Consider the following 19,369-nt stretch of genomic DNA (forward strand, 5'->3'; position numbering starts at 1 on the left):
AAGCGTACGGCCACCCCCGGGCAGGTCCAGCTGTTCACTGCAACAGCGGGCGCCGGCCTTCAGGTGACGGTGGCCGCGTCTCGGGCGGTACGTGATCAGGGCCGCGCAGCAACAGCTGCGCGGCCCTGATCTGTGTGAAGACCGGCGTACGGGCTGATGGGGGCCGGGCACGACGGTGCCACCGGAGCTGGGGCCCGCATCCCTCGGGGTGCGGGCCCCAGCTGCAGGCGTTTGCCGCAGTGATGTCACCTGTGGGACAACAGCGCCCGCAGACACTCCCCAGGGATGCGCGCTCTTCGGAGCTGCACCGGTAAACGTCCGGGATTCCACATCCACATGACGTCACCCATTTCATTCCTTGCGCCTCACGCTGGATTCACTGCAAGCCAGATTTCTTTTCGCATTCCATTCGGCCCGTTCTTGTGGTTCCCGCGCTGCTTTTCGCTGCGGGAATTCCCTTGATACGTGCCGTATCAAGGAAGGTTCTGAATGAACCCCACACGTACGAATGGCCGCTCCTCCCGCCCCCGCAGGACCGACGGCTCTGCCGTCGGCTCCAGTGCCGGTGGGAGGCGGGGCGGCCGCTCCACCTCGCCCGGAATCCTGAAACAGCGGCCCTTGGGGCGCGACAGTCCGGCCACGGAGACTTGATCCGTCGTGCACACCCCCACCCTCCGCCTCGCTCGCGCTGAGGAGACAGATTCCCGATGCCGCACCCGTCGTCGCCCACCACTGCCGCTGCCGCCGCCCGTGCCCGTCCTTGACAGCCCCGACAGCGCGGTTGCGCTCGTCACGACCGTGCCCGCCGCCGGACCCGACCGGCAGCGGGCCGTGGCGGAGGCGGTGGCCCGCCACGGTAAGGACACCGATATGTGGCCGCGAGGCCTGGCGCATCCCTGACCGGTCTACCTCGACGGCAGGAAGACACATGAGTTGGCGTCGAGGAGCTCGCGCCGGTGCGACTGAGGGCAGGCCGCATGACCGTACGCACACAGGTGGCGCGATACGTACGGTCCCAGCCACGCCCCACCGCCCACGCGCGCTTACGCGGGAGCGGCGTCCGGTGACCGCAGCGCATGCGCTTCCACGGTCACATCGACCTCGTCGGTCGCGATGCCACGGGACACCAAGGTCCATGTATCGCACTCTGCGGGGTAGAAGCGGATCGTCAGGGCCTCTCCGGCTCCGCTGAAGATCTCCGCGATGGAGTGGTCCAGGATGATCCGCAGCTCGATCTCCCCTCCCGGGACCAGCTCGGGCAGCGGCATCCTGTAAGCGCCCACATACGCCCGGGTGTCGGCTGAGGCGTGCCCTCGGTCGACCTTCAACGCACCGTCCCGGATCTCCAGGTCGAGGTAGCCGAAGCGGGACGCGGACGGAGTGCTCTCCGGGGCACTGCTCTTCGATGGCTACTCCACCTGGATCGCGCGCGGGGCCGAGGAGACCACCCTTCCCACGCTCGTGATCAGCCAGCGGGCCGATCTCGACGTCGGCGCGGATCGCAAGGTCCGCTTCGGAGACTTCCGGGACCCGTTCGTCTGGAAGGAGGGCGACACCTGGTTCCAACTGGTGGGCTCCGGCGTCCAGACCCCGTCGGGCACCGACGTCGGCGGCACGGCACTCCTCTACACCTCCACGAACCTCACCGACTGGACCTACGTGGGCCGTTGATGGTCGGGGACGTCGCCGCCCACCCCAAGACAGGGCAGGTATGGGAACTGCCCACCTTCCTGCCCATCGGGAAGGACGCACAAGGCCGCGAGCGCCGTGCACTGCTCGTCAACCCCGCCTTCCCCGCAGGACCGGGCGAGTACAGCAGCAAGTACGTCTTCTACTGGGTCGGCACCTGGGAAGGCCTCTCCCGCACCTGGACGCCCGACGACACCGAGCCGCGCCTGCTCGACTACGGTGACCACTTCACCGGCCCCAGCGGCATGGTCGACGACAGGGGGCGCTCCCTCGTCTTCACCATCGCCCAGGACCGACGCTCCGAACAGGGGCACTACGACTCCGGATGGGCGCACAACGCGGGACTCCCGATCGCGCTGACCATGCGGGAGGACGGAGACCTCGCCTTCGAGCCCGTGGCCGAGGTTGCGAACCTCCACGCCGGAGAGGCTCTGCTGGCCATCGACAGGCCTACGTCCGTAGCCGACGCGAACACCGCCCTGGCCGCGGTCAAGGGAGACTTGCTCCACATCAAGCTGGTGATGGAGGCGGGCAGCGCTGCCACGTTCGGTCTCGACGTGCTGCGCAGCCCGGGTGACGAAGAACGCACCCGCCTCTTCCACGACACGGCTGCCTCAGAGCTGGGAGTGGACCGAACCCGCTCCGGCAACGTCTCCAGCGCGGTGCCGGACCTCGGAATCCAGAAGGGCCAACTCGCCCTGGACGACGGCAAGCTGACGCTGGACGTGTTCGTCGACCGTTCGATCATCGAGGCGTACGCGAACGCGCACCGCTCCATCACCACCCGGGCGTACCCCGCCCGCAAGGACTCCCTGGGCCTGCAGCTCTTCGGCGAGGGCAGCACCGTCACGTCTTTGACCGTCTGGAAGATGGGGAGCAGGGCGCTCTGAATCCGGTGGCCGGGCCAGGGCGCTCCGGAGCCGGGGCGCCTTCACCGGCTGCCCGTGACGAGTGCAGGTCGTGGTCGGTGGCGGAGGGATGGGCACCGGTTGGGCCGGCGGACGGGACCGCTGGCGCCCGAGAGCGGTGAGCGCTGCATGCGCCACGCTCGTGAGGGGCCGCGGAGACCGGGACCAGGAGGCTGAACGGGCCGCAGGGCTCCCGCTGTATCCGTTCGCGCAACCCGATGCACGCCCAGCGCGGCGCAGTATGGCTGCCAGGTCCAACCGTGGTAGCCATACTCGCGGTGGCTGCCTTCACCTGTGTTGTTCGGGGTATCGATTCGGGGCGTGAGCGGGCGATGTTCGCGTAGTGGATCGCGGATCCCGCCGAAGAGCGAGGGGTGTTCGGAAGTGATTCGAAAGGTGCAGGCGGTCGTGCTGGATTGCGCTGATCCGGTACGGCTCGCCGAGTTCTACGCGGATTTCCTCGGCGGCCGGGCGGTAGCGGACCCTGAGGATGCCGGCTGGGTCGACGTGAAGGGGTTCGAGGGGACACCGCTGGCCTGCCAGCGGGTGGCGAGCTACCAACCGCCCGAGTGGCCCGGCCAGGAGCGCCCGCAGCAGCTCCACCTGGACTTCGACGTGGACGACCTCGACGCAGAGGAGGAGCGGGCGCTCGCCCTCGGGGCGACCGTGCTGGAGCGAACGGACCAGCTCCGCCCGGGGGTCAACTGGCGGGTCTACGCGGACCCGGCCGGCCACCCGTTCTGTCTCTGCCTCCACTGAGTCCATCGGTCCCGTTGTCCTGCTGCGTACCGCGGTTCACTGGGAGACTCCACGTTCCTTCACGGGATGCCCACGCCCATGCCGCCGCGTTTCAGCAGGTCAACGCATTCCATCGGTTGGCCTTACGGGGCCCGCCGGGCGGTGCACTCGGGTCCGTCACCGCCAACTCAGACCAGGCCGCTCGCCCTCCATCAGGGCACTTCGACCCACTCACCGTCCTCACTTGAGACATCCGCAGGAGCTCTGCCACTCGAGGTCTGTGCGCGAGGTCAGTGGTGATGCGTGCTGGGGGTTCTCGGACGGCAGCGGCGTGAGGGATCGCGGCGGCGCAGGCATCGCAGACGTCGGCAAGGTGCCAGGTCCGCCCTTGGTCTGCCCGGATGAGCAGGAGTCGAAGCGGCCCGGAGCACGGTACTTGTCGGCGATGCCATGCGCAGAACCGCTCGCGGCACCGACAGATTCGCAGGTGCGCGGGCAGTTGAGACTCGGTCAAGTGGCGCGCAAAGTGCCGTCCAATTTCCGGTGCCCCAGTAGACCCGTAACCACTATGGGCAAGGGGCAGGCGCTGCATGTCGCCACAGGCTGCCCAGCCGGGCTGCTGATCGTGACGCTCCCCGCACGCGAGGGCAGGGCTGTTGCCATCGGTTCCCTCCGAGCCGCGAATGGGTACTTCTCCGGTCCGCCTGACGAGCGGCTCCGAGCGCGGCCACCGTAGTGCGGACCTGTGCCCTGATGGAGAGCCGACGAACACGGCCGTCACTCACCCAGGCAGTGCTGCCATCCCATCCAGCACATCCCGGTCAGTCGCTCGCCGCCAAGGCCGCACGCGCCGTGGCGAGGATCTCCTCGGAGAGCGGGAAGTCCTTCGTGGCCCGGGCCAGGACGAGCGCCCCGAGCATCGTGCACAACCGGGCGATGCCCTCCGCGCCCCCGTCATTGTCAGCGGCCAGCCGATCAGCGAAGCCACGGACGCCCTCTGCGTAGGCGCGGTGGGACTCACGCTCACCGGTTCCACGCGCCATGTCGGCGGCAAGTCCGGCGACCGGGCAGCCATCCGCCGCGTTGTCGCGGTGCTCGACGGAGAGGTAGGCATCGATCAGCGCTTGCCGGGCGGCTTCTTCACGCCCGGCGTGGCGCTCGAGTGTGACTGTCCAGCGTTCGGTGAGTTCGTCGAAGGCGTGGGTGGTGGCTTCGTCGATGAGCGCTTCTTTGGAGGCGAACCGTTTGTAGAAGCCGCCGTGGGTCAGGCCGGCGGCCTTCATGAGGTCGGCGACGCTGACGTGTGTGCTCTGCTCACGGAACAGCCGCGAGGCCGTGTCCACGATCCGCTCGCGGTTCTCCTGCGCCTGTGCCTGCGATACGCGGCCCATCGGCACCTCCTCATTTGGATTTCGGTCATCATCTATTCTAGAGTGCTTTTAGATTTCGATCGAAATCTAACTCGTGGGTCCGAGCGCCGGGGCCGTGCGCAGGCACTGGAAGCAGGCAATGGAACTCAAGGACGCGGCCTCAGTGGTTACCGGTGCCAACCGAGGGCTGGGACGCCAGCCGGCCGCCCGGCTTGTGGTGCGCGGAGCGAAGGTGCACGCGGCGGGGCGCCGTCCCGAGACGGTCTGGATGGACACCGACATGGCCGCCGTCCCCGCCGGAGGAAAGGCCGACCCCGTCGATGTGGCGGCCCAGGCCCTGGCCGGCATCGAACAGGGCCTGACCGAGATCCTCGCCGACGACGCCAGCCGGTACGTCAGGCAGAACCTGGCCACCGCACCGAACACGGCGTGTCGCCGACCTCTCGGCGCCACCATCCGCCCCTCCCCCACCAATATTTGAGCAACACTGAGGAGACCTGATGCGTTACACGACCTTCGGACACAAGACAGGACTGCGCGTGTCCGAGTACGCGCTCGGCACGGCCAACTTCGGCACCGGCTGGGGTGCCGGCGCCGAGCCGGACGAGGCGCGCCGTATCTTCGACGGGTTCGCGGAAGCGGGCGGCACCTTCCTGGACACCGCGGACACCTATCAGTTCGGCGAGTCGGAGGAGCTGACGGGAAAGTTCATCTCCGCCGACCGGGACCACTTCGTCCTGGCGACCAAGTTCACCCTCGGAGCCACGCCGCAGCCGAGCATTTCCAAGACGGGCAACAGCCGCAAGAACATGGTCGCCTCGGTCGAGGCCAGCCTGAAGCGCCTGGGTACTGACTACATCGACCTGCTGTGGCTGCACTTCCCCGACGAGCTCACCCCCATCGAGGAGATCCTGCGCGGACTCGACGACCTGGTGAGCGCCGGCAAGATCCACCACGCGGCCCTGTCCAACTTCCCCGCCTGGCGCGTCTCGCGCGCCGTGACCCTGGCCGACCTCAAGAACTGGGCTCCCATCGTGGGCATCCAGCACGAGTACAGCCTCGTCGAGCGGACCGCCGACCGCGAACTCCTGCCGATGGCCGAGAGCCTCGGGCTCGGCGCCGCGCTGTGGTCCCCGCTCGGCGGCGGACTGCTCACCGGCAAGTACCGCCGCAGCACCGAGGGACGCCTCAGCGATCTGGGGGTGGTCATCCACACCGAGAACACCGACCAGAAGACCGCCGTCGTCGACACCGTCCTGGCCCTCTCCGAGGAGACCGGCGTGACGCCTGCCCAGCTGTCGGTGGCCTGGGTGCGGGAGCGCGCTGCCCGGGCCGCGACCTCGCTCCTCCCGATCATCGGGCCGCGCAACGTCACCCAGCTCGACAGCTACCTGAGCGCTCTGGACGTCCAGCTGACCCCCGAGCAGTTCACCCGCCTGTCCGAAGTCAGCGCGGTCCCGCTCGGAGTTCCTCACGAGGGGATCGCCAAGTCTCTGGGCGGGATCCAGGGCGGCGACGCCGGACGCGTCATCGCCCCGGCCACGCCGGTGGCCTGACGCGCGAAAGGGGGTGGCTCCGATCGCTGCGGAAGCGATCGGAGTCACCCCCTTGCGCGCTTGCCCAGTTGGACGTTGCGGACAGCGGAGCCATCGGCGGGTCAGGGCGCCGGCTGTGGTTCGAGGAATTCGAGCGCCCTTGGCCCGCAACGAGGCCTTGTCGATTTTGCCGACCGCGTTCTTCGGGATGGCTTCGGAGGGTCGCGGACTGGGTGGAGGTTCCGGCAAGCGGCTGCCAGAAGGCTCATCCACGCCGGCGCCGGCGGCCTCGGGTCGACGGTCATCCAGCTCGCCAAGCACCTCGGCGCCACCGTGGCGACGACCGCCCGCGCCGATTCCGAGAAGTTGGTCAGGAGCCTCGGCGCCGACGTGGTCGTCGACTACACCAAGGAGGACTTCTCGAAGGTGCTGTCCGGCTACGACCTGGTGCTGGACTCCGTGGGCGGGGCGAACCTGGAGAAGTCGCTGACCGTGCTGAAGCCCGGCGGCCTGGCCATCAGTGTCGTCGGCCCGCCGGACGCCGGGTTCGCCAAGCAGCTCGGCGCCCCCTCGTTCATGGGTGCGGTCATGAACATTCTCAGTCGCAAGGTCCGCAAGCAGGCCAAGTCGCTGGGCGTCCGATACCAGTTCCTCTTCATGCAGGCCAACGGCTCCCAGCTGCGCAAGCTCGGGGCTCTCTACGACAGCGGGAAGCTCCGCCCTGTCATCGATCGGACCTTCCCGTTCGACCAGACCCTCGAGGCGATGGCGTACGTCGAGCAGGGCCGCACCAAGGCCGGCAAGGTCGCGGTGACGATGGTGCCCGACAACGACTGAGACCAGCCCGGCCGCGGACCTGCCTGTGACCGGGCGGCCGGGTCCCGACCCGCGTCACCTCGCTTCGACCGTGACCGTCGGCTCCTGCCGGGGCATGCGCCGCCGCCCGACGTGGTGGAAGAACAGGTTGAGGACCACCGCGGCGAGCGTGCCCAGCATGATCCCGCTTTCGAACAGGATCTGCAGCTGCCGGGTCGGCATGCGCTCGGCGAACTGCGGATACGCGGTGGGCAGGAAGCCGATGCCGAGGCTCGCGGCGACGAGCACCGTGTTGCGCGCCTCCGAGAGGTCGGCCTTGACGAGGATCTGCATGCCTACCACGACGATCGTGGAGAACAGGACGAGGGTGGCGCCGCCGAGGACGGCCGGCGGCATGGCCGCAACCACCGCCCCCACCTTGGGAACGAGGCCGAGGAGCAGCATCATCACGCCGCTCGCCGCGACGATCCAGCGTGAGGTCACGCGAGTGAGGCGCAGCAGGCCGACGTTCTGGCTGTAGACGGTGGTGGGGAAGGAGTTGAGCAGTCCGGACGCCACCGTGGCCAGGCCGTCGGCGCGCAGCGCGCGGCTCATGTCGCGTTCGTCCACCCCGCGTCCGGCGATCTCCCCGATGGCGAAGAACTGCCCGACCGACTCCACGGCGATGATCACCATGACGAGGACGATCGCCAGAACCGCCATGACGTCGAAGCGGGGCATGCCGTAGTGCAGTGGCGGCTGTATCCCGAACCAGGCGGCGTCGCCGATGCCGGAGAAGTCGGCCCGCCCGGTCAGCGCCGCGACCACCGTGCCCGCCGCCAGGCCGAGCAGGATCGCGACGGAGGTGACGAAACCCTTGCCGAACCGGTAGAGGACGACGATCACGGAGAGGGTGACGGCAGCGAGGCCGAGCTGGACCGGGGCACCGAAACCGGCCGAGTCCGGGCTGCCCCCGCCCACCTGCCGGGCGGCCACCGCCATCAGGGTCACGCCGACGACGGTCACGATGGTGCCGGTGACCAACGGCGGGAAGAACCGCACGAGACGCCCGAAGACCGGCGCGACCAGGAAGAGTACAAGCCCGGCCACGATCACCGCGCCGAACACGGTCGGCAGCCCGGCGCGTGCTCCGCCCGCCGCCACGCCGACCGAGACGAGGGACGGAACGGCCGCCGTCGACATGCCCTGCACGACGGGCAGCCGGATGCCCACACCGGGCAGGCCCACGGTCTGCAGCAGCGTGGCCACACCGCAGGCGACGAGAGCCGTGTTGACCAGCGAGGCGGTGTCCGCCGCGGACAGGCCGATGCCCTGGGCGACCAGGAGCGGCATGACCACGGCGCCCGCGTAGAACGCCAGGACGTGCTGGAGGCCGAGCGCGACGATCCGCCACCACACGGGCACGGCGTCGACGGCGTCGACGCCGGAAGCCGGGCCCGCATCCGCATCCGCATCCGCATCCGCGCCGCAGCGCCCGTCGGTGGTGCTCGTGTGCCGCAGCCCGGCTGCATGCGGGGTACGGGTGCCCGGCGAATCCGTCGGCCCCTTCTCGTCGGCCGCGTGCGTGGCCGGAGTACCGCCCGGTGCGTGCGTCGTGTCCGTCATGACGTCCCCTCCAGTCGTCCTGTCCTGTGCCGCCACGGTGTGGTCAGCGTGCCGAAGCCGGCGCGCTCCACCAGGCGGTGCGCCCGTTCGCGGGCCCTTGCGCTCAGCGCTTCCTCGTCGATGCCGGGGCAGTGGCCGTCCTCGTAGACGACCCGGCCGCCGACCAGCGTCATCACCACGTCGCCCGCGCGGGCCGAGTACACCAGTGCCGACACGGCCCGGTGCACGGGCTGCACCGCCACGCCGGTGAGGTCCACGACCGCCAGGTCCGCCAGGGCGCCGGGGCGTAGGACTCCGGCGTCCGGGACACCCGCGCACCGGGCACCATCGCGGGTGGCCGCCTGCAGGACGTCCTCGCAGCGCGCCCCGGCCGGGTCGAGGGTGGCCAGGCGCTGCGCGAACAACGCCTGCTTCATTGCCTCGAACATGTCCTGCCGGCCTCCGGCGCTCGGCCCGTCCGTGCCGAGCGCCACCACCGCGCCGGCCTCGCGCAGCGGCCTCCAGGGCATCGTGCCGGAGGCCAAGTAGGCGTTGGAGCAGGGATTGTGGGCGACGTTGGTGCCGACCGCGCCGACCGCCGACGTCTCCTCATCGTCGAGCCACACGGCGTGGGCGAGGGTCGCACTCCCGTCGAGCAGGCCTTCGCGCGCCAGCCAGGTCACCGGGCGTACACCGTGGATGTCCAGGTAGCTCTGGGGGTCCTTGGCACCCTCACTGCAGTGGGTGTGCCACCGAGTCCCGTGCTCCCTGGCGAGGGCAACCGCGCCGCGGACCAGGTCCTGGTCGGCGTAGGAGAGGTTGAGCGGGCCCGGCCAGACGCGGACGCGGGCGTCGGGGCCGCGGGCCGCCATGCACTGACGGGTCAGGTCCAGTTCCTCGGCGGTTCCGTACCGGTGGAGCGCGTCGGGCAGGCCACGCGCGTCCGCCACCTTGGTGCGGTCGCCGAGCATGCCCCGGGCGACCGCGCCGCGCAGCCCCACCTCCTCGATGGTGTCGGCGACGGCCAGAACGGTCTCGGGGTCGCTGGGCGCGTAGTGGTGGTCGACGACGGTGGTGATGCCGGCGCGGGCCGCCTCGACCGCGCTCAACCGGACGGCGGTCTGGGCGTCCTCCGCGTCGAGATGTATGGCGTAGGGCCACATGAACTGGTTGAGCCAGGGCCAGATCGATTCGCCGTCACCGATCCCGCGGGCGAGGGACTGGAAGAGGTGGGTGTGGGCATCGGTGAAGCCGGGCACGATCGCCCGGCCCCGGCAGTCGACGGTACGGCGCGGCTGCCAGCGGGCGTCGACCTCCTGGGCCGGGCCGACGTCGACTATCCGGTCGCCGTCGACGGCCACCGAGCCGACGGTGTATACGGTGCGCTCGTCGTCCACGGTGACGACCTCGGCGCCGGACAGGAGGAGAGCACAGGGGCGCGGTCCGGGCTGTTGTTCGCGCAGTGGTTCGGGCATGGGAGTACCCCGCTTTCGGTCCGGGGGTGGGCGACCGCCGCCACGGCCCACGCGCATGACGAGGGCGCGGCGGCCGGCCGCCGGAGGCAGAACGGCGGAGGGGCGGGGTCAGCCGCCGAAATTGGCGGCGATGCGCTGCCGCAGGTAGTCCTCGGCCGTGATCGGGGCGTGCCGCCCGTCCGGCGAGCTGATCACGGCGTCCCGGTCGGCCTGGGCGAAGTAGGCGATCGAGTAACGCGGTCCATGGTCGCCATCGGGCGCGGGCGGGGCGACGCGGTGGAAGTTGGACAGCAACCGGTCGCCGCTCCATCGCATCAGCATGTCCCCGATGTTGCAGGTGATCAGGTCGGAACTGGCCGGCACCGGGGTCCAGGCCCGGGTGTCGGCCTCGCTGCCGGGGCACACCTGCAAACCGTCCTGACCGTCCCGCTGGAAGAGCAGGGTCAGGCAGTCGAAGTCGGTGTGGGCCCCGGCCCGCCAGGCACCGTCGGAACGTCCGCGGGCCTCCTCGGGGACGGCGTAGTAGTGCAGCAGGCGCAGCGTGCTCTGGTGAGCCGGGCTTGCCGGGTCGTGCCGTTCGGCGAAGAAGTCCCGCGCGAGACCGAGGCGTTCGGCAAAGCAGGACAGGACCTGCATGGCGAGAGCGTGGCAGCGCGCCTCGAAGCCCAGGAGCGTGTCGCGGAAACCGGCCGGTTCGTCCTCGTCCGGCCACAGGCCCGCCATGTGCGGGCGGGTGAGCTGGTAGGACTCCTTCTCGTCGGGCGTGCCGGTGGAGGGGCGCACCTGACTGCGGTACTCCCAGCCGGCGTTGAGGTCCTTCTTCAGTGCCTGCCCGCGCTTGATCTCTTCCGGAAGCGCGAAGTATGCCTCGGCGGCGGCGAACGCGGCATCGGTCTCGATGCCGGCGAGGCCGTGGCCGGACAACTGGAAGAAGCCGGTCTCCGTGGCGGCCTGCCACAGCTCGTCAGTGATCTCGGCGCGGCGGCGGTCGAAGTCCGTCAGGTCGACGACCTTGATTTCCCGCGCCTCGGTTGCGGTGCCCGCGGCCCGGCCCATGAGCCGCTCCCGGTCGAGTTCCGCTTCCGCGTTCGGGACGGCCGGTGCGTAGTGATTGGTGGGCAACGTGGTTCTCCCTGTTCGGGGTGGCCCGGGCTGTGCCGGGCGCACGGGGGGAACGAAGCGCGGTCACCGCCCCCGACGCTTCCACCGGCCCGCTTGCGGCGGACCGGGCACGCTCGCGCCCGGCCGTACTGCCGGACGCGACGTGAGCTGGCAGCCCTCGGGCATTTCCCGGCCCGTTGGATGCTGCGCGATGCCTGGAAGTCTTGCCGCCGGTTGTTACGGGGCCGCTACACCGGGTGTCGCTCGCGTAACGGTCTCCCGTACACCGCACCCGCGGCGTACGTCGCCCAAGGGGCCCATACAGCGAGTTGCCCCTCGAACGTCACGGCTGGAACGGATGGCCTCCGACCCTGCCCATGGTCAGTGGTACCGCGCCCGAGTGGCCCGGAACACCCCCGGGGGTTCCGCGGTGCGCATGGGGCGCCGACGGGCCTCGACTTCACCGCCTGCCCGGCCCCGTATAGTTCACGCCGCAAAGATGCAGTTCAACGCACTCGGCCTCGAGGCTTCAGCGGTACGGGCGGCAACTGCGGCGCAGCCAGCGGCTCCCCGTCGTACCCCTTCACCTCCCCGAACCTCGACCCGCCCATCCAGTCTTCGCGGGCCTGAGTGATGTCATCCTGCGACCGGCCGATGAAGTTCCACCACATGATCAGTTCCTCGTCGAACGGCTCGCCGCCGAGGAGCATCAGGGAAGCGTCCGACTCGGCGCGCAGGGGGAGTTCGGTGCGGCCGCAGCCCAGGTAGAGCATGGAGCCGGGCAGGACCGGTACGCCGTCGACGTGAGCCTCGCCCGACATGGACAGGACCGCGTACTCGAAGTCCGGCTCGAGGGGGACGCTGAGATCGGCCCCGCGCGTGAGGCTGAGGTCCGCGCCGACGATGGGCGTGTACGTCGTGCCGGGTGACGCGGCGCCGTCGAGCTCGCCGAGGATCAGGGTCGCGCTCAGACCGGGGGCCGTGACCTTGGGCAGGTCGGCGTGGTGCTCGAAGCGGGGTTCCGTGTGGCGGTGGCTGTCCGGCAGGGCGACCCACAGCTGCGCGCCGTGCAGCAAGCGGGCGTGCGGGCGCGGGCTCTCCTCGGAGTGGCTGATGGCCCGTCCGGACGTCATGAGTCCCAGCTCGCGGGGCCTGATCGTCTGGAGGCTGCCCGTGGAGTCGCGGTGCAGCACCTCCCCCTCGTGCAGCCAGCTCACCGTCTGCAGCCCCATGTGGGGGTGTGGCGGCACCTGCATGCCGGGTTCGTCGGCGATGTCGTCGGGCCCGTAGTGATCGACGAAGGCCCAGGCGCCGACCATGCGGCGGCCGAGGTTCGGAAGCAGCCTGCGGACCTCGGTGGACTCGCCGAGCTTCACGCGCCGGGGGGAGAGGAGTTCACGTACGGGCTCCGCCACGACGAAGCCCCGGCCGCCGCACATGGTCGGCACCGCCTCGCGATCAAGATTGCTCATGGCTCACAACCTAGACCCGTCCCGGCCGTCCCGTCAGGCACGCGTACGGGTGGACCCGCGCGCTCACCAGGACGGAATATGCGCCGGGTCCGTGCCGTTGACAGCGGTCGAGGAGGCACCAGTGGTGAACACGGTCAACTACTACACGCAGGGCACCCCGGCGGAGCGCTGGGAGCGCGCGCGGAAGTTCTTCGACGCCAAGGAGTACACGCTCGCGGCGCAGATCCTCGACGACCTGCTCGCCGAGATCCCCGAGCAGGTGGCGGCGCGGCTGCTGCTGGCCCGCGCGTACTACCACTCGGCCCAGCTGGGCCGCGCCGAGGCCGAGCTGCGCACGGTCGTGGAGCGTGACCCGGTCGAGCACTACGCCCGTCTGATGCTGGGCCGCACCCTGGAGCGCCAGGGCCGCCACGAGGAGGCGGGACCGCATCTGCGGATGGCGGCCGCGTTCGCGGGCGACTTCGGCGACGCCTGAGCGGTACGGCAGGGGACCGTGTGAGCGGTACGGCGGGACCGCCTGAGCCGTGCGGCCGGGACCGCCTCAGCGGTACGGCCGGGGGCGCCCTGTCCGTACGGTCGGGGGCCGGCCGTACGGACGGTCGGCCCCGATTCGGGCACGCTACGGCCCCGCCCCCGGCCCCGCTGATCTGCGGCTCCGCTAGCCTGGCGGGACGATGAGCAACCGTTTCGAGACGTCATGGGGCGAGTTCGACCTCGCCCGCTTCCCCGAGGATCCCCGCGACCCGCTGCGCGCGTGGGATGCCGCGGACGAGTACCTGCTGCGGCATCTCGCCGACAGCGCCACCGGTCTTGCGGGGTCGGTGGTCGTGATCGGCGACCGGTGGGGCGCCCTCGCCACGTCCCTGGCCGGGCACTGCGACCGGCCCACCGCGATCTCCGACTCCTACCTCGGGCAGCGCGCGACCCGCGCCAACCTCGACCGGGCCGGCTTCGACGAGAACGCCGTGCGCCTGCTGACCACCCAGGACACCCCGCCGGAGCGCGTGGACGTCCTGCTCGTACGCGTCCCCAAGAGCCTGGCGCTCCTCGAGGACCAGCTGCACCGCATCGCGCCCGCCGTCCACGAAGACACCGTGGTGATCGGGACCGGCATGGTCAAGGAGATCCACACCTCGACGCTGAAGCTGTTCGAGCGGATCATCGGCCCGACCCGCACCTCCCTCGCCGAGAAGAAGGCGCGGCTCATCTTCACCACGCCGTTCCCGGCGCTCGCCCGGCCGCGGAACCCGTGGCCGCACACGTACGCACTGCCCGACGGCGTCGGCCCCGTGTCGGGCCGGACCGTCACCAATCACGCCGGTGTGTTCTGCGCCGAGCGCCTCGACATCGGCACCCGTTTCCTGCTCCAGCACCTGCCCCGCAGCGAGGGCGCCGAGCGCGTCGTGGACCTGGGCTGCGGCAACGGCGTCGTCGGTACGGCCATGGCGCTGGAGAACCCGCGCGCCGAGATCGTGTTCACGGACGAGTCGTTCCAGGCGGTGGCGTCGGCCGAGGCGACCTACCGGGCGAACATCGACCCCTCTGAACACCCCGAGGCGAGGGCTGAGTTCCTCGTGGGTGACGGTCTCACGGAGCTCCCCGCGGGCAGTGCGGACCTCGTCCTCAACAATCCGCCGTTCCACTCGCACCAGGCGACGACCGCCGCCACGGCCATGCGCATGTTCTCCGACGCGCGGGACGCGCTGCGTCCGGGCGGTGAGCTGTGGGTCATCGGCAACCGCCACCTCGGCTACCACGTGAAGCTGCGCCGCCTGTTCGGCAACAGTGAACTCATCGCCAGCGACCCGAAGTTCGTGGTCCTGCGCGCCGTCAAGAAGGAGCGCGAGCCGCGTTCATAGGCGCGCCGGGCGCCACGAGGGGGAGGCGCGGGCACGGCACGTTGCCCGGTCGCCCCACGCATCAAGGACAGGACCGAACCCGTGACCAGCCGCGTCACCTTGATCTCTGCCGCCACGAGCCGGTCGCTGCGGGAGGCCCGGTTCGATGACGGGTGTCCGCTCGACGCGAGCGCCGCGGCACGGGCCCGGGCGGCGGCCGGTTCCCTGCCCGCGGCCGAGCGGCTGCTGGTCTCCCCCACGGTGCGCTGCCGGGAGACGGCGACGGCCCTCGGACTCGCCGCCGTCGAAGCGCCGGAGCTGGCCGGGCTCGACGTGGGCCGTTGGCGGGGCCTGACGCTCGACGAGGTGAGCGCCGAGGACCCGGCCGGCCTCGCCCTCTGGCTCTCCGAGCCGGCCGCCGCGCCGCACGGCGGGGAGTCCGTACGGGCCCTGTGCGAACGGGTCGCGCGCCGGCTGGACGCGTCGGCGGAGCTCGACGGCCGGACGCTCGCCGTGGTGGAGCCGGAGGTGGTGAGGGCGGTGGCCGTCACGATCCTCGACGCGCCCGGATCGGCGTTCTGGCGGCTCGACGTACCGCCCCTGACGGCGACCGATGTCAGCGGGCGCTCCGGGCGCTGGAATATCCGGCTCGGACGGGCGCTCGGCCCGCCCGAGGACGGCGCCGGGAGCTGACCCGGAGCAGACCCTGAGTAGACCACCTGCTCATCGCTGCTCCCTACTGGCTCGACGGTGAGCAGCACTCCCTTCCAACTGCCTCCGGAGGCCCGCCCGTTGAAGCCCGATGCCGCAGGAGCAGTGCCGCGAGCGCACACCGCAGGCAGTCGCTGTCCGTCGCTCTCGCGGGTTCGTCCGCCTCGCCGTCCGGACCTTCGCTCCCCCGTCGGTCCCGCGGGCCGTGGCACCCGTGCGACGGGCAGCCGACCAGTGACTCGATCTCCCTCAGCAGCTCCTCGCTCTCTTTCGCCCGCTGCGCCAGGACGCGTAATCGCGCGCTCTGACCGCCGATCTGCCGCCTGCCGGCGATCAGTTGCTCGTACTCCTCCAGGGTCAGCGCGACCGCCTCGCGGCCGCCGAGTGTGATGTGGCGCGGTTGGGGGTGTCTGGCCACGCGGGTCTCCGCCCTCGGAAGAAAGCGAGAGGGCCGACCGGATGGTTCCGGCGGCCCTCTGCGCTCGATCGCCTGTCTGGGTCCGGGCTGTGGCGCGGTTCTCTCAGCGGGGTACGGGAGTTGCCTTGCCGCACGCGACGGCCTCGGCGCGCGGGGCGAGCTGACGCTGCGCCAACTCACCGAAGATCAGGCCGAATCCGGTCCACATGGTGAGCTGGATGGCGAGGGCCGAGGTGCGGAACCGCCACAGCAGCGTGGCGGGGAAGTCTCTCGGCACTTCGTTGACGACCGGCAGGAACGCGTACGCGAGCCCGATCGCGAGGACGAAGAAGGCGACCGCGGCCACGGTGGCGTACCAGGTGCCCAGGCGGGGAGCGAGCCGTTTCCCGATGATCACCGCGGCGAGGACGAGGAGCACGCTGAGCAGCATCATCAGGAAGTACAGCGTCGTGCGCTTGCTGATGGTGCCGGGATCGCCGACGGACGGCGGGTTGGCGGGGTACTTCAGGAACGGCACGACGTACACGGCGAGCAGGGCCGTGCCGGCGAGCAGGAGTGCCGTGGCCCGTGGGGTGAAGCGGCCGACGCGTCCGAGCGCGAAGCAGTACGCGAGGGCGGCGATGCCGCCGAAGGCGATGCCGTAGAGCAGCATGCCGGTGGCGAGGCCGCCGGTGGACTGCATGCTGCGGCTGACGACTTCGACCTCGTGGTGGTGCGCGGGTGCGTGGGCCTCCTCGTAGCCGATGGCGCTGTCGACGCTGGGTTCGCCGAGGAGGTAGGCGACGATCAGGGCGAGCAGGCCGGCGCCGAGGCCGGCGAGCATGCCGCGTACGAGAAGGTTTCTCACTGTTGCGGAGTTCATGAGCTTTGCGGCGTCCCTCGTCAGTGGCAGGGGAAGCCGAGCAGGTGGCGGGCGTCGTGCACCCATTCATGCACGCCCTCGCCCGAGACGACGGCCGTGGCGCCCTGCTCGGCGCCGACGAAGTAGAGAAGGACCAGCATCAGGATGCCGAAGAAGACCGCCCAAGGGGCAATCGCCTTCAGGGGCAGTGCTGCGGGAAGAACGGGGGTGGTGGCTGTCGGCTGAGCGACGGTCTGCGCCATGGCAGGACCTCCTCTGGGAGTTCGCGTCCCATCTCGGTGGTGCACAAGTACGACAGCTGCGGGTCTGACTCGCGAGGTCCTTGCCCGTCCGGGCGAGTAGCTCGTCTCACAGTGGCGCGACCGTGCCGGATTCCCACCGGCTTCCGCTTCGCCGTCGTCGATATCGGAGAGACCGTACCGCGTGCGGAGCGCACGGCCAAGACCGGGCCGCCCGGCGTGACCTTGGCCATGACCGGCACCAGGACGTCCTGACCTGCGGTTTGGCAAGTCTCCCTCAGGACGCGGAGGTTCTCAGGAAGCGGATGTACGGGCGCTCGCCCGGCTCGGTGGCCTCGGAGGCCCGGGCGATCTGGACGCGCCGGCGCTCGCCGCCGGACAGGTGTGCCAGTCGCGGTGCGCGCGGTCGGTGAGACCGGTGCGGGCGAGGGCGGACATCCACTCGCCGCGCGTGCCCGGCGCCGACGAGGCTGCGACCCTGCTGCGCAAGGGACTTGAGGCGATTCCCGCCGAGTGGCTCTCCGCGTCCTGGCCCCGGGGTGAGACTGTCCGGGCGGGGGGCATCGTGTCTCGCCCGGACAGCCACGCGCAGAGGGACATCCCTCAGCCGCGGTACGTCTCCAGCAGCCTCAGCCACACCTCGCTCACCGTCGGATACGACGGGACCGCGTGCCACAGGCGGTCGATCGGGACCTCGCCCGCGACGGCGACCGTCGCCGAGTGGACGAGTTCGCCGACGCCCGGGCCGACGAACGTCACGCCCAGGAGGATCTCGCGGTCGAGGTCGACGATCATGCGGGCCCGCCCGCGGTAGCCGTCGCCGTACAGACCGGCCCCCGCCACCGAGGCGATGTCGTAGTCGACGGCGCGGACGCGGTGGCCCGCCGCCTCGGCCTCCGCGAGCGTGAGGCCCGCCGAGCCCGCCTCGGGGTCGGTGAAGACGACCTGCGGGACGGCGGAGTGGTCGGCGGTCGCCGCGTGGGCGCCCCAGCGGTCCGTCTCCAGGAGCGGGATGCCCTGGGCGCGGGCCGCGATGGCCGCGCCCGCGATACGGGCCTGGTACTTGCCCTGGTGGGTCAGCAGCGCGCGACGGTTCACGTCCCCGACCGCATACAGCCAGGTGCTGCCCTCGACGCGGAGGCTGTCGTCGACGGGGAGCCAGGAGCCGGGTTCGAGGCCGACGGTCTCCAGGCCGATGTCTTCGGTGCGGGGCGCGCGGCCCGTGGCGAAGAGGATCTCGTCGGACTCCAGGGTCGAGCCGTCGTCCAGGGTGGTGACGACGGTGCCGCCCTCCCGGGTGACCCCCTTCACGGAGACGCCGGTCCGTACCTCCGCGCCGGCCTCGACGAGGGCCTGGGTGACCAGCTCGCCGGCGAAGGGCTCCATCCGGGACAGCAGCCCCGACCCCCGTACGAGCATCGTGACCTGCGAGCCGAGGGCCTGCCAGGCCGTGGCCATCTCCGCGGCGACGACTCCGCCGCCCACCACGACGAGACGGCCCGGCACCTTCTGCGCGCTGGTGGCCTCGCGGCTCGTCCACGGCTCTACGTCGGCCAGGCCGGGGAGGTCGGGGAGCGCGGCGCGCGTGCCCGTGCAGACCGCGACCGCGTGCCGCGCCGTGAGGACCTGCTCGGTCCCGTCGGGCCCGGTGACCGCGACCCGGCGGGGGCCCGCGAGGCGGCCCTTGCCCCGGTAGAGGTCGGCACCGATGGCCTCCAGCCAGCTCACCTGGCCGTCGTCCTTCCAGTGTGAGGTGTACTCATCACGGCGGGCGAGGACCGCGGGCGCGTCCAGCGGACCCTCCACGGACCGCTGCAGACCCGGCAGACGCCTGGCGTCGGCCCGTGCGATGACCGGGCGCAGCAGGGCCTTGCTGGGCATGCACGCCCAGTAGGAACACTCGCCGCCGACCAGCTCGCTCTCCACCACCGCGGTACTGAGGCCCGCGGCCCGTGCCCGGTCCGCGACGTTCTCCCCTACCGGCCCGGCGCCCAGGACCACCACGTCGTATGTGTTCTCATCCGTCATGAGCCCCAGTGTGGTCGCAGGTGTGCGCCGGGGCCACACGGGTACGCGCGCGGAATACGTCCATTACCAGGACTGTTGTGAACAGCGGCTTCAGCACCGCAACCAGGAAGCAGGAAGAGGGCACATCATGAGCAGCACCACCGTGGAGCTCACCAAGGAGAACTTCGACCAGACGGTCACGGACAACGGGTTCGTGCTGATCGATTTCTGGGCGTCGTGGTGCGGGCCGTGCAAGCAGTTCGCGCCCGTCTACGAGAAGGCGGCGGAAGCCAACCCGGACCTGGTCTTCGGGAAGATCGACACGGAGGCCCAGCCGGAGCTCGCGTCGGCGTTCGGTATCCAGTCGATCCCGACGCTGATGATCGTCCGCGACCAGGTCGCCGTGTTCGCCCAGCCCGGGGCGCTTCCGCAGGAGGCCCTGGACGACGTGATCGGCCAGGCCAGGAAGCTGGACATGGACGAGGTGCGCAAGTCGATCGCCGAGCAGCAGGCCAAGGCGGGCGAGGACGGCGCGGGCGCCGAGCAGGCCTGAAGCCACCCCTATACCGACGGCCGCCGGGCCCGTACTTCCGTACGGGCCCGGCG

18 protein-coding genes, 1 pseudogene and 1 riboswitch are annotated in these 19,369 nt (G+C 70.8%); of the genes and pseudogenes, 10 read left to right on the forward strand and 9 right to left on the reverse strand.

Features of this window, described 5'->3' with window-relative positions; translation table 11 throughout:
- Positions 1-1,043: 1,043 nt before the first annotated feature.
- On the reverse strand, positions 1,044-1,328 hold the full coding sequence (locus ACWIGU_RS16860) for a GH32 C-terminal domain-containing protein (RefSeq protein WP_454401548.1): 285 nt from the start codon (positions 1,326-1,328) through the stop codon (positions 1,044-1,046).
- A gap of 52 nt (positions 1,329-1,380) precedes the next feature.
- On the opposite strand from ACWIGU_RS16860, the gene ACWIGU_RS16865 reads away from it, so the two are divergent.
- From ACWIGU_RS16865 to ACWIGU_RS16875, 3 genes are all read left to right on the forward strand, one after another.
- Positions 1,381-1,671: a hypothetical protein gene (locus tag ACWIGU_RS16865; protein WP_454401550.1), complete on the forward strand. Its 291-nt coding sequence runs from the start codon at positions 1,381-1,383 to the stop codon at positions 1,669-1,671.
- Complete coding sequence (locus tag ACWIGU_RS16870) at positions 1,671-2,579, forward strand: GH32 C-terminal domain-containing protein (RefSeq protein WP_454401552.1); 909 nt, start codon at positions 1,671-1,673, stop codon at positions 2,577-2,579. Before ACWIGU_RS16865 ends, ACWIGU_RS16870 begins: the two co-directional genes overlap by 1 nt.
- Before the next feature lie 402 nt (positions 2,580-2,981).
- On the forward strand, positions 2,982-3,356 hold the full coding sequence (locus ACWIGU_RS16875) for a VOC family protein (RefSeq protein ID WP_454401554.1): 375 nt from the start codon (positions 2,982-2,984) through the stop codon (positions 3,354-3,356).
- Positions 3,357-4,156: 800 nt separating this feature from the next.
- On the opposite strand, the gene ACWIGU_RS16880 is transcribed toward ACWIGU_RS16875, so the two are convergent.
- A complete protein-coding gene (locus ACWIGU_RS16880) occupies positions 4,157-4,726 on the reverse strand; it encodes a TetR/AcrR family transcriptional regulator (protein WP_454401556.1) in 570 nt (189 codons plus the stop codon).
- Between the two features lie 118 nt (positions 4,727-4,844).
- On the opposite strand from ACWIGU_RS16880, the gene ACWIGU_RS16885 reads away from it, so the two are divergent.
- From ACWIGU_RS16885 to ACWIGU_RS16895, 3 genes and pseudogenes are all read left to right on the forward strand, one after another.
- Entirely contained in the window at positions 4,845-5,186 is a 342-nt protein-coding gene (locus ACWIGU_RS16885; protein WP_454401558.1) for a hypothetical protein, read from the forward strand.
- Between the two features lie 19 nt (positions 5,187-5,205).
- Positions 5,206-6,261: an aldo/keto reductase gene (locus ACWIGU_RS16890; protein ID WP_454401560.1), complete on the forward strand. Its 1,056-nt coding sequence runs from the start codon at positions 5,206-5,208 to the stop codon at positions 6,259-6,261.
- 243 nt (positions 6,262-6,504) lie between these two features.
- Positions 6,505-7,077: pseudogene (locus ACWIGU_RS16895) on the forward strand (NADP-dependent oxidoreductase); the annotation flags it as partial.
- Positions 7,078-7,131: 54 nt separating this feature from the next.
- Here the strand turns inward: ACWIGU_RS16895 and ACWIGU_RS16900 are convergent.
- From ACWIGU_RS16900 to ACWIGU_RS16915, 4 genes are all read right to left on the reverse strand, one after another.
- On the reverse strand, positions 7,132-8,661 hold the full coding sequence (locus ACWIGU_RS16900; RefSeq protein ID WP_454401562.1) for a nucleobase:cation symporter-2 family protein: 1,530 nt from the start codon (positions 8,659-8,661) through the stop codon (positions 7,132-7,134).
- Positions 8,658-10,115 (reverse strand): amidohydrolase family protein, encoded by a 1,458-nt coding sequence (locus ACWIGU_RS16905; protein ID WP_454401564.1) that lies wholly within the window; start codon positions 10,113-10,115, stop codon positions 8,658-8,660. The genes ACWIGU_RS16900 and ACWIGU_RS16905 overlap by 4 nt, the downstream gene beginning before the upstream one ends.
- A 108-nt stretch (positions 10,116-10,223) precedes the next feature.
- Positions 10,224-11,171, reverse strand: a complete 948-nt coding sequence (locus tag ACWIGU_RS16910; protein ID WP_454401619.1) for a 2OG-Fe(II) oxygenase family protein — start codon at positions 11,169-11,171, stop codon at positions 10,224-10,226.
- Between the two features lie 551 nt (positions 11,172-11,722).
- Complete coding sequence (locus ACWIGU_RS16915; protein ID WP_454401566.1) at positions 11,723-12,688, reverse strand: pirin family protein; 966 nt, start codon at positions 12,686-12,688, stop codon at positions 11,723-11,725.
- Between the two features lie 121 nt (positions 12,689-12,809).
- Here ACWIGU_RS16915 and ACWIGU_RS16920 point away from each other — a divergent pair, with 121 nt between their 5' ends.
- The 3 genes from ACWIGU_RS16920 to ACWIGU_RS16930 all read left to right on the forward strand — a co-directional run bounded on the left by ACWIGU_RS16920 (position 12,810) and on the right by ACWIGU_RS16930 (position 15,219).
- A complete protein-coding gene (locus ACWIGU_RS16920) occupies positions 12,810-13,163 on the forward strand; it encodes a tetratricopeptide repeat protein (protein WP_454401568.1) in 354 nt (117 codons plus the stop codon).
- Positions 13,164-13,362: 199 nt separating this feature from the next.
- A complete protein-coding gene (locus ACWIGU_RS16925; protein ID WP_454401570.1) occupies positions 13,363-14,547 on the forward strand; it encodes a methyltransferase in 1,185 nt (394 codons plus the stop codon).
- Between the two features lie 81 nt (positions 14,548-14,628).
- On the forward strand, positions 14,629-15,219 hold the full coding sequence (locus ACWIGU_RS16930; protein WP_454401572.1) for a histidine phosphatase family protein: 591 nt from the start codon (positions 14,629-14,631) through the stop codon (positions 15,217-15,219).
- Positions 15,220-15,758: 539 nt separating this feature from the next.
- Here the strand turns inward: ACWIGU_RS16930 and ACWIGU_RS16935 are convergent.
- The 3 genes from ACWIGU_RS16935 to ACWIGU_RS16945 all read right to left on the reverse strand — a co-directional run bounded on the left by ACWIGU_RS16935 (position 15,759) and on the right by ACWIGU_RS16945 (position 18,784).
- Complete coding sequence (locus ACWIGU_RS16935; RefSeq protein WP_454401574.1) at positions 15,759-16,517, reverse strand: CbtA family protein; 759 nt, start codon at positions 16,515-16,517, stop codon at positions 15,759-15,761.
- 20 nt (positions 16,518-16,537) lie between these two features.
- Positions 16,538-16,759: a CbtB domain-containing protein gene (locus ACWIGU_RS16940; protein WP_100593014.1), complete on the reverse strand. Its 222-nt coding sequence runs from the start codon at positions 16,757-16,759 to the stop codon at positions 16,538-16,540.
- A 37-nt stretch (positions 16,760-16,796) separates the two neighbouring features.
- A riboswitch (cobalamin riboswitch) is annotated at positions 16,797-16,951 on the reverse strand.
- A 408-nt stretch (positions 16,952-17,359) separates the two neighbouring features.
- On the reverse strand, positions 17,360-18,784 hold the full coding sequence (locus ACWIGU_RS16945; RefSeq protein WP_454401576.1) for a dihydrolipoyl dehydrogenase family protein: 1,425 nt from the start codon (positions 18,782-18,784) through the stop codon (positions 17,360-17,362).
- A gap of 127 nt (positions 18,785-18,911) precedes the next feature.
- Here ACWIGU_RS16945 and trxA point away from each other — a divergent pair, with 127 nt between their 5' ends.
- A complete protein-coding gene (gene trxA / locus ACWIGU_RS16950; protein ID WP_266677954.1) occupies positions 18,912-19,316 on the forward strand; it encodes a thioredoxin in 405 nt (134 codons plus the stop codon).
- Positions 19,317-19,369 lie beyond the last annotated feature (53 nt).

The sequence above is a fragment of the Streptomyces sp. NPDC055400 genome (assembly GCF_053644375.1).

What these genes read in the sequence shown, in the direction of transcription:
- ACWIGU_RS16870 (WP_454401552.1), top strand. Translation starts at nt 1,671, where the DNA reads ATGGTCGGGGACGTCGCCGCCCACCCCAAGACAGGGCAGGTATGGGAA.
- ACWIGU_RS16880 (WP_454401556.1), bottom strand. Translation starts at nt 4,726, where the DNA reads ATGGGCCGCGTATCGCAGGCACAGGCGCAGGAGAACCGCGAGCGGATC.
- ACWIGU_RS16885 (WP_454401558.1), top strand. Translation starts at nt 4,845, where the DNA reads ATGGAACTCAAGGACGCGGCCTCAGTGGTTACCGGTGCCAACCGAGGG.
- ACWIGU_RS16890 (WP_454401560.1), top strand. Translation starts at nt 5,206, where the DNA reads ATGCGTTACACGACCTTCGGACACAAGACAGGACTGCGCGTGTCCGAG.
- ACWIGU_RS16900 (WP_454401562.1), bottom strand. Translation starts at nt 8,661, where the DNA reads ATGACGGACACGACGCACGCACCGGGCGGTACTCCGGCCACGCACGCG.
- ACWIGU_RS16905 (WP_454401564.1), bottom strand. Translation starts at nt 10,115, where the DNA reads ATGCCCGAACCACTGCGCGAACAACAGCCCGGACCGCGCCCCTGTGCT.
- ACWIGU_RS16910 (WP_454401619.1), bottom strand. Translation starts at nt 11,171, where the DNA reads ATGGGCCGGGCCGCGGGCACCGCAACCGAGGCGCGGGAAATCAAGGTC.
- ACWIGU_RS16915 (WP_454401566.1), bottom strand. Translation starts at nt 12,688, where the DNA reads ATGAGCAATCTTGATCGCGAGGCGGTGCCGACCATGTGCGGCGGCCGG.
- ACWIGU_RS16925 (WP_454401570.1), top strand. Translation starts at nt 13,363, where the DNA reads ATGAGCAACCGTTTCGAGACGTCATGGGGCGAGTTCGACCTCGCCCGC.
- ACWIGU_RS16935 (WP_454401574.1), bottom strand. Translation starts at nt 16,517, where the DNA reads ATGAACTCCGCAACAGTGAGAAACCTTCTCGTACGCGGCATGCTCGCC.
- ACWIGU_RS16940 (WP_100593014.1), bottom strand. Translation starts at nt 16,759, where the DNA reads ATGGCGCAGACCGTCGCTCAGCCGACAGCCACCACCCCCGTTCTTCCC.
- ACWIGU_RS16945 (WP_454401576.1), bottom strand. Translation starts at nt 18,784, where the DNA reads ATGACGGATGAGAACACATACGACGTGGTGGTCCTGGGCGCCGGGCCG.
- trxA (WP_266677954.1), top strand. Translation starts at nt 18,912, where the DNA reads ATGAGCAGCACCACCGTGGAGCTCACCAAGGAGAACTTCGACCAGACG.